Annotated in this window: 6 protein-coding genes and 1 pseudogene; 3 read left to right on the top strand and 4 right to left on the bottom strand. The window is 69.8% G+C overall.

Going from position 1 to position 8,574, the window contains the following annotated elements; all coding sequences use genetic code 11:
* Positions 1-518 (bottom strand): GMC family oxidoreductase N-terminal domain-containing protein (locus VFB40_RS13445; RefSeq protein WP_324850510.1); only part of this gene is annotated, 518 nt, incomplete at its 3' end.
* A gap of 7 nt (positions 519-525) precedes the next feature.
* Positions 526-1,356: an SAM-dependent methyltransferase gene (locus VFB40_RS13440; protein WP_324850508.1), complete on the bottom strand. Its 831-nt coding sequence runs from the start codon at positions 1,354-1,356 to the stop codon at positions 526-528.
* A gap of 288 nt (positions 1,357-1,644) precedes the next feature.
* Here VFB40_RS13440 and VFB40_RS13435 point away from each other — a divergent pair, with 288 nt between their 5' ends.
* Positions 1,645-3,192 (top strand): GMC family oxidoreductase, encoded by a 1,548-nt coding sequence (locus VFB40_RS13435; protein ID WP_324850506.1) that lies wholly within the window; start codon positions 1,645-1,647, stop codon positions 3,190-3,192.
* Positions 3,193-3,301: 109 nt separating this feature from the next.
* Here VFB40_RS13435 and VFB40_RS13430 read toward each other — a convergent pair whose 3' ends face one another.
* Both VFB40_RS13430 and VFB40_RS13425 read right to left on the bottom strand, forming a co-directional pair.
* Positions 3,302-4,627, bottom strand: a complete 1,326-nt coding sequence (locus VFB40_RS13430) for a cytochrome P450 (RefSeq protein WP_349261467.1) — start codon at positions 4,625-4,627, stop codon at positions 3,302-3,304.
* 38 nt (positions 4,628-4,665) lie between these two features.
* Entirely contained in the window at positions 4,666-5,646 is a 981-nt protein-coding gene (locus VFB40_RS13425) for a DUF1702 family protein (RefSeq protein WP_324850502.1), read from the bottom strand.
* A 584-nt stretch (positions 5,647-6,230) separates the two neighbouring features.
* Between VFB40_RS13425 and VFB40_RS13420 the strand changes: the two genes are divergently transcribed.
* Together VFB40_RS13420 and VFB40_RS13415 are read left to right on the top strand one after the other, a co-directional pair.
* Entirely contained in the window at positions 6,231-8,081 is a 1,851-nt protein-coding gene (locus VFB40_RS13420; protein ID WP_324850500.1) for an NAD(P)/FAD-dependent oxidoreductase, read from the top strand.
* Positions 8,082-8,166: 85 nt separating this feature from the next.
* A pseudogene (locus VFB40_RS13415) lies at positions 8,167-8,574 on the top strand (RNA-binding protein); the annotation flags it as partial.

The following is an 8,574-nucleotide window of genomic DNA, read 5'->3' as shown; positions in this document are numbered from 1 at the left end:
CAGGGGTGGCCGGCGGCCAGGCAGGCGTCGAGGAACTCCTGCTGCACCGCGGTCAGCTCTTCCGGGCGCCACCGGCGGATGGGCACCGGGCCGCCGCGGCCGTGGAACTCGCGGTCGCCGAAGTCCAGGTCGTCCTCGATGGCCTGGAAGAGCGGAAGCACCTGCTCCCAGGACCACAGCGGATTGCCGGCCTGCGCCCACTCGTCGTAGTCCTGCGGCGTGCCGCGGATCGCGACCGTGTTGCCCACCGCGGAGGAGCCGCCGGTGACCTTCCCCAGCGGGAACATGACCCGGCGGGCGCGGGTGAGCCGGGCCGTGAACCCCCAGCTGTGGTCCACCAGCGACATGCTGTTGGCGTCGAGCAGGTCGCCCGGTGTGTTCCCGGCCGCCTGGTAGTGCGGCCCGGCCTCGACCAGCAGCACCCGCCGCGCGGGGTCCTCGCTCAGCCGGGCAGCCAGCACCGCGCCGGCGCTGCCCGCCCCCACGACGATGTCGTCGTACCTCACCTGTGTCGACATGGGCGGTTCACCGCTTGCGGGCCAGCCCGGCCCACATGGGCAGCGGCTTGGGCCCCTGGACCTGCGGCCGCCACAGCTCGGTCTCGACCACGCCGGGCGGCACGACGTCCATGCCGTCGAAGAACCGCTCGACTTCCGAGCGGGTCCGGCGGAACACCGAGTCGCCGGTCTGCTTGTCCATCTCCGTCAGCATCGCGTTCAGCGCCGAGTCCACGTCGTCCTTGGCGAAGTGGGACAGGGCGAGGTAGCTGCCGGAGGGCACGGCCGCGAGCAGGTCGTCGAGGAGCTGCTGCGGCCCGTCGGCGTCGTCCACGAAGTGCAGCACGCCGAACAGGATGAGGCCGACGGGCTGGGTGAAGTCGAGCGTCTCGGAGGCCCGCGCCACGATGTCCTTCGGATCCCGGAAGTCGGCCTGCAGGAAGACCGTGTCGGGGTCGGACGCGAGCAGGTACTGCCCGTGCGACGCGACCGAGGGGTTGTTGTCGACGTAGACGACGCGGCAGCCGGGCGCGACTGAACGCGCGGCCAGGTGGGTGTTGTCCATCGTGGGGAGCCCGCTGGCCAGGTCGAGGAACTGGCGAATCCCGCACTCCCCGGCCAGATACTGCACGATGCGCCGCAGAGCGTCGCGCGCCGCGTGCAGGTCGACCTTCACTCCCTCGACCCCGCCGGTCTCACCCGGCCAGTTGACGAACGCGGTGTCGCCCACGGCGCGGTCGGACGCGAAGTTGGCGCTCCCTCCGAGGAGGTAGTCCATGATCCTCGCGGTGTTGGGAATCATGGCGCTGACTCCGGCCGGCGCCTCTTCGAGCTCCGTCGTCGCTTGGTTCTCTGCCATGCTGCAGCCTCCTTCGCGCCGCGGCTCCGAAGCTCGCGGCGTTGACGACAAAAGCGTGCCGCCGGGCGCGGGTGTCAGGCTTCTTTCTCCGTGCCCGGCGGCAGCGGCCGGTCCGCGGCGGCGCGGACGACGCCCGCGCGACCTGCCCGCTCCGGGCAATGCCGGAGTAGTCCCGCCGCGCCCCGCTTGCGACCCTCGACACGAGGGGCGCATCAGTGCGCGTATCCCGAGCGACGTGCGCCGATGCCGCGTCGTGCTTCCCGCATCCCAGGTCAGTGAGGATCCTGTATGACGCCTCAATACGATGACATCATCGTCGGCGCCGGGTCGGCCGGCGCCGTGCTCGCCGCGCGTCTGAGCGAGGACGCGAAGCGGCGGGTGCTCCTCCTGGAAGCCGGCCCCGACTACCCCACCCCGCAGGAGACGCCGCAGGATATCCGCTCCGGCAATGCGATGTCCTTCCACGACCACGACTGGCAGTTCAAGGCCGACGTGCGCGACGGGCGGCGGATCCGCTACCCGCGCGGGCGGGTGACCGGCGGGTCCTCGGCCGTCGGGGCCACGGTCGCGCTGCGGGGCATGCCCGGGGACTATGACGAGTGGGCGGCGGCCGGGAACCCGTCCTGGTCGTGGCGGGAGGTACTGCCTTACTTCCAGCGGCTGGAGGACGACCTCGACTTCGGCGGCGGCGAATACCACGGTCGGGGCGGCCCGTACCCGATCCGGCGCTGGCGTCCGGAGGAGCTGGTGCCCGGTCAGCTCGCCTTCGTCGAGTCCTGCTTGGAGGCGGGCTTCCCGGAGGCCAAGGACCACAACCACCCGGAGTCCACCGGGGTCGGGCCGATTCCGTCCAACCGGCGGGACGTCGTGGACCGGGTCACCACTGCGATGGCCTACCTGCACCCCATCCGCTACCGCAGCAATCTCGACTTGAGGGTGCACACGATCCTGGACCGCGTCGTCTTCGAGGGATCACGCGCCACCGGTGTGGTGGTCCGCACGGCCGATGGCGGCTCGGAGACGATCAGCGCCCGGCGCGTGATCCTCTCGGCCGGCGCCGTGGCCTCGCCGACGATCCTCATGCGCTCCGGCATCGGCCCCGCCGACCAGCTCAAGCGGCTCGGCATCGACTGCCGCGCCGACCTGCCCGGCGTGGGCGCGAACCTGGTCGACCACCAGCGCACCGGGGCGTTCCTGGTGCCCGAGGCCGGCGCCTGCGACCCGTCGGGGCCGTTCCTGCAAGAGATCCTGCGCACCACCGCGCCCGGCTCGAACGAGACCAACGATCTCCAGTTCTACATGGTGAACCACTTCGACCTCGAGCACTTCCCCGAACTGCAGATGCTCGCCGGCACGACGATGATCGCCGGCGTCATGGTGGTCTCGCAGCGGCCGCGCTCCCGCGGCTCGCTTGTCCTGACCTCTACGGATCCGCTGGCGCCGCCGCAGATCGAGCTGAACTTCCTCGGCGACGACGGGCGAGAGCTGCGCCTGCTCGTGGAGGGCGTGCGCACGGCCTGGCGCCTGGCCAACCATCCAGGCGTCCGCGTCCTGGGGCAGGGCTTCGTCATCCTGCGCGAGGCGATGATCGACAACGACGACATGATGCAGCAGTACGTCAAGACCAGTCTGGACAGCGCGTATCACCCGGTCGGCACGGTGCGCATGGGCCCCGAGGAGGACCCCTGGACCGTCGTCGACGAGCGCTGCGCGGTGCACGGCCTGGAGTCGCTCTACGTCTGCGACGCCTCGATCATGCCGAACACGGTCCGCGCGAACACCAACCTGACCTCGATCATGATCGGTGAGCGCACGGCCGACTGGCTGCGCCAATAGCACCGACATCCGGAGACGACGAATCGGCCGGGGCGGAAATCCGCCCCGGCCGATTCGGTGTTCTGCGTTCGGCTCCCGGTCCAGCCGACACCGGGTTCCTGACGCCCTGTCAGGACATGGGCCGCACCGTCATCGGCAGGCCGCCGCGCACCCGCAGCGTCATCATCGCCTCGCCGGTAACCCGATATCCGGGCACCTTGGCGAGCCGCAGGTCGCGCGCGATCGTGGCGAGCACGACGGTGGCCTCCATCATGCCGAGGCTGTTTCCGACGCAGAACCGCGGCCCGGCGCCGAACGGGATGTACGAGTAGCGGTTCCGGCCGGCCGCCGCGCCGGGGGCGAAGCGGTCCGGATCGAAGCGTTCCGGCGCGACCCAGAACTCCGGGTGCCGATGCAGCAGGTACGGGCACAGCAGCACGTCGGCGCCGGCCGGGACCGGGAACCCGCCGATCTCGTCGCTCTCGCGGGCGATGCGCGGCAGCAGCCAGACCGGCGGGTGCAGGCGCAAGGTCTCGTCGAGGACCCGCGTGGTGTAGGTGAGCCCGTGCATGCTCTCGATGCTCAGCGGCCCGCGCCCGAACACCTCGACGGCCTCCTCGTGCAGCCGCGTCCAGGCCTCCGGGTGTTCGTCGAGCAGGTGCAGCGCCCAGCTCAGGGTGCTGGCCGTGGTCTCGTGCCCGGCGAGCAGCAGGGTCACCATCTCGTCGCGCATTCGGATGCGCCCGGTGCGCTGGTCGGGTTCGTGCCGGACCGACTCGATCAGCCGGGACACGACGTCGTCGCCGGTCGGCCGGGCGGCCCGCTCTGCGGCCAGCGTGTCGACGATGCGCTGCAGATCCCGGCGCGCCCGCCGGAAACGGGTCTGCAGCGGCAGCGGGAGCCACAGGGGCACCTTGCCGAGCGTGATCGCGTCGAACATGGCCTGGTTCTGCACGGCCTCGAAGGACTCGCCGAGCGACTCGAACGCGCCCAGGTCGGCGTCCACCAGGGTGCGCCCGAGCACGCCGAGCGTAAACGCGGTCATCTCCTCGCGAACGTCCACGCCGCCGGAACCGACGTGGGCCCGCAGCCGGGCGGTCAGCCGCTCGGCCTCGTCGCTGATCGCGCCGAGCTGACGGGCGATCCGCTTGGACTGGAACACCGGCTGGATCGTCTTGCGCTGCTTACGCCAGAGCTCTCCCTCGCTGGTGAGCAGGCCGTCCCCGAGGGCGCGCCGGGCATGGACCATGCCCAGCCCCTTTGTGTAGTTCTCGGCGTTGTCGGCCAGGACGTGCTTCGCGTGGTCGGGGCGGTTGAAGAAGTAGAGCGTCTTGGGACCGAGCGGCAACCGGACCGCGTCGCCGTACTGCGCCGCCGCCCACGTCATGACGTCCAGCCGGCTGCGCATCATCCGGTTCAGTACGGTCAGCGTAGCGGTGCGCGGCGGCCCGGGCATGCGGCGGCGGCCTGCCGCGACCTGCGGAAGCGTGGTGGTCACGGGGCGGTCCGCAGTTGGGCGAGCCCGGAGACGATGCGCTGGCGCCAAAGTTCGTAGGAGGGGGCGGCCGAGGCGGCGAAGGGTTCGGTGCGCGCCGCGTCGGCCAGGTCGGACGCTTCTTGCGGGGTGATGCCGGTGACCAGCGCGGCCGCCAGCGTGGTGTGCTCGGTTACCAGCCCGGCGCGGAACCGGGCGGCGCTGGCGAACACGCTGCCCTGCGCCACCTGCGGCGCGTGGGCCCCGGCGCGCGTCAGGAAGGTCTGAAGCTCAGCCTCGTTCGCAGCGCCCGCATACGTGCACGCCAGGCCCGCGCCGGCATACAGGTCGGGCAGGCGGCTCTCGTCGAACGCGTCGATCAGATCGGCGGCCCGGTTCGGATCCGCCCCGGCGACGAACCAGATCGCCCGCCCGACACCCTGGTCGATGACCCGGCGGGCGTACCCGGCTGAATCGTCGGCCGGCCATGGGAAGTTCGCCTCCTGATACTGCTGGTGTACGTACCGGTCGGTGCGGAAGTACGCCTGATGGAAGCCGTAGCCGTCCAGCACGAGCCAGCGCAGCAGCGGATCCGACGCCGCGGTGGACGCCTTCGCCCAGCGCAGCCGCGGCAGCCGGGCCATGGCCCAGCCGATCCCGACGTAGACCATGTAGATGTGGTTCTGGGCGCGGCCTTCCAGGAACCGGCTGACATGGCGGCCGCCGAACGGCAGGCCGTCGCGCACCGCGAAGCCCATGCCGGCGCCCTCGTACGCGAAACCGCGGAACTGCCACGGCAGCTGCTCCAGCCGCTCCTCGGCCTCCAGCGGCTCGCGCGCCTCGGCGGCGTACGAGTATCCGGTGAGGAAGGTCTCGCCGATCGTCTCCAGCATGTTCCGCGCGGCCGCGTCCTTCACGTGGAATCCGCGGACCGAAAGTTGCGCCTCCGTGAAGCTGGGGGTCAGGATCCGGCGTCTGAGCGCTCCCCAAGCAGTGGCCATTTCTCTCTCCTCTCGGCGGATCGTCCGAAGACGGAAATATCCGAGTGGATCGTCGCAACCCGACGCTCGCCCCGCCTACTCTCTGCTTGCCGACGACGACGCCGCGCCTTATGGATAAATATGAGATTGTAAAGTACTGAATTATTCGGCCAGGCCATTCGTTTCGATGATGCGTGGACGCCAGTCGACCGCGCTACTTTGACGTTGCCCGGCAGCGGGCCGGCCTTCGGCGGCTGCGGTGGCACGGTTAATTTGGAAGAAGTCGAACGCCGCGGCGGTCCCTAACCTTGGCAGGAGTGTTCGACCGCCAGGCCGGCCCGTGGCCGGTGGCGCAGCCGACACCGCCGAGCCCACCACCGCGCCGAATCGCGGTCAGCCGCAATTCAAGGGGAAATAGCCGAGAGCTTCTCGCATTTCCCTGGTATCGCGCCGCCCATTTTCGGGACGCGCCCGGCCCGCGACCTTTCCGGCAGGGCGGCAATGAAAGAGAAGTCCGGCTCTCGAACTCGGCGCCATGCTGGTCATGGCGAGTGTCAGGTGCTCTCCCGGAATTCATCCGCAGTCAATCGCGATTATGGGGAACCATGTTCACCAACCGATATGAAGTGGCAATCCTCGGGTCGGGAATCGGCGGCTCGATGCTCGCGTGCATCCTCGCCAAACGGGGGGTCTCGGTCCTCCTGCTGGAGGGGGCGAGCCATCCGAGGTTCACCATCGGTGAGTCGTTGATCCCGGAGACGGGCCTGCGCCTGCGCATCGTCGCCGACAAGTACGGCGTCCCGGAGATCGGGTGGATCGGCACCTTCCACAAGGTGCGCAACCACGTCAGCAGCAACTGCGGCGTGAAACGCTCGTTCGGCTTCATGTACCACCGCGAAGGCGAGGAGAATCGTCCGGAGGAGATCAACCAGTTCGGGACGCTGGCGCCACCGGTGGGCCCGGACTCGCATCTCTTCCGCCAGGACACCGACGCCTATCTCGCGGCGCTCTCGGTCAAGTACGGCGCGACGTTCCACTCGCAGACCCGCATCAGCGACATCAAGTTCGGCGACGACGAGGTCGAGCTGCGTGCGGACTCCGGCGAGATCTACCAGGCCAAGCTGCTGATCGACGCCTCCGGCATGCGCTCGATGGTCTCCGATCAGCTCGGCATGCGCGACGAGGTCCCGCGCTTCCGCACCGACACCCGCGCCATCTACACCCACATGACGGGCGTGCGAAGCACCGACCTGCTGCTGGACTCCGGCGCCCGGCGCCGGCTGATCTCCCCGCTGGGCCAGTCGACCATGCACCACATCTTCGACGGCGGCTGGATGTGGGTCATCCCGTTCAGCAACCACCGCGACGCGACCAACCCGCTGACCAGCGTCGGCCTCATGCTCGACCGGCGCAAGCACCCCGACCCGCAGGGCACGCCGGAGGAGGAGTTCCGCAAGGTTGTCTCCGCCTATCCGACGATGGCGCGGCACTTCGCCGAGGCGAACGCCGCACGGCCGTGGATCAGGTCCGGACGCATCCAGTACTCCTCGCCGCACTTCGTCGCGCCGCGGCTGATCCAGCTTCCGCACGCGGGCGCGTTCATCGACCCGCTGTACTCCAGCGGCATGTCAGTGCTCATCGTCGCGGTCGACATGATCGCCGAGGCGCTGCTGAAGGCGGTCGAGGACGACGACTACGAGGTCGAGCGGTTCCAGCACATCGAGGACGTGGTCAACCGCGGGTTCGACCACTACGACAAGATCGTGTCAGGGTCCTTCGACTCCTTCGTGAGCTACGAGACCTGGAACGCGTGGAACCGCAACTGGGTGATGGGCAGCCTGCTGGGCACCTTCGGCCCGCTCGCGCTGTGGATGCGCTACCAGAAGACGAAGGACCTCTCCTATCTGGAGAAGACCACCGAGCCCAGCCGCATCGGCGTGCTCGCCAGCCATCTGCCTGGCGTCCTGGGCGTGGTGGGGGCCAACCGGGCCGACCTGGACGCCGCGATCGCCGGCGAGATCACGTACGCCGAGGCCGCCGAGCGCATCTTCACCCGGTTCCGCGGGGTCGACTTCCTGCCGCGCTACATGGGTTTCGGCGACCCGCGCAAGACCGCCACCGCGACCTTCACGCTGCTGCCCGGCGCCCGCCACGTCCTGTGGTACCGCCGCCACGGCGACCCGGCATACAGGGAGAACTGCGACTTCCCGCTGCTGACCTACGCCCGCGACGGCGCGGCGTTCGTGCTGGGGGAGTACCGCGACGCCTTGCGGCGCGGCAACTCCGCCCTGCGCGACGTGCTGTTCGCAAGCAACCGCGACTGGAGCCACGTCGCACCGGCGCTGTCCGCGCACCCGGAGCTGGCCACGCCGGTCGCGCCGGCCTCGGCCTTCGCCGCCGACTTCGACAGCGCCGAACGACCGCAGGACGCGGCCTCGGTTACCGGCGTCGGCTGAGCGTGCCGACCAGGTCCGCGCCGCCCTTCCGCACCAATCCCGAGACGCCCCCGTCTCATGACCGCAGTTTCGAGAGGAGATCGCAGTGAGGCTCAGTGAGCGTCTCCGCCGGCTGTCGCCAGGAGCGCTGGCCATCGTCGTCGGTACGTCGCTGTACGTCGGCGCGAGCAGCGCGGTCGCGGTGTCCGGCGCCGCCCAGACCGCTGCTCAGTACAAGCTCCAGGAGCTACCCATCGCGCTGCCGCCCGGCTACGCCAACCAGCATATGAACAACATCCGCCCGGTGAACCCGGCCTACTTCAAGATCCGCTCGTGGATCTCGGCGGTCGGGGCGAGCATCGCCATCAACGACGTCACCGGCCACGGCCGCGCCGACGGAATGTGTGTCATCGACACGCGCACCAACTCGGTGATCGTGACCTATACGCCCACCGCACCGCAGGCCGACCGGTTCACACCCTTCGTCCTGAACCCGGCGCCGCTGCCCTACGAC

This window comes from Actinocrinis sp., from assembly GCF_035650855.1.
Taxonomy (GTDB): Bacteria; Actinomycetota; Actinomycetes; order Streptomycetales; family Catenulisporaceae; genus Actinocrinis.
Note: the sequence above shows the minus strand (reverse complement) of the source record. Positions and strands in the feature narration are given on the sequence as shown.

Coding starts and splice junctions, on each gene's coding strand:
- VFB40_RS13440 (WP_324850508.1), bottom strand. CDS start 1,356: ATGGCAGAGAACCAAGCGACGACGGAGCTCGAAGAGGCGCCGGCCGGA.
- VFB40_RS13435 (WP_324850506.1), top strand. CDS start 1,645: ATGACGCCTCAATACGATGACATCATCGTCGGCGCCGGGTCGGCCGGC.
- VFB40_RS13430 (WP_349261467.1), bottom strand. CDS start 4,627: ATGCCCGGGCCGCCGCGCACCGCTACGCTGACCGTACTGAACCGGATG.
- VFB40_RS13425 (WP_324850502.1), bottom strand. CDS start 5,646: ATGGCCACTGCTTGGGGAGCGCTCAGACGCCGGATCCTGACCCCCAGC.
- VFB40_RS13420 (WP_324850500.1), top strand. CDS start 6,231: ATGTTCACCAACCGATATGAAGTGGCAATCCTCGGGTCGGGAATCGGC.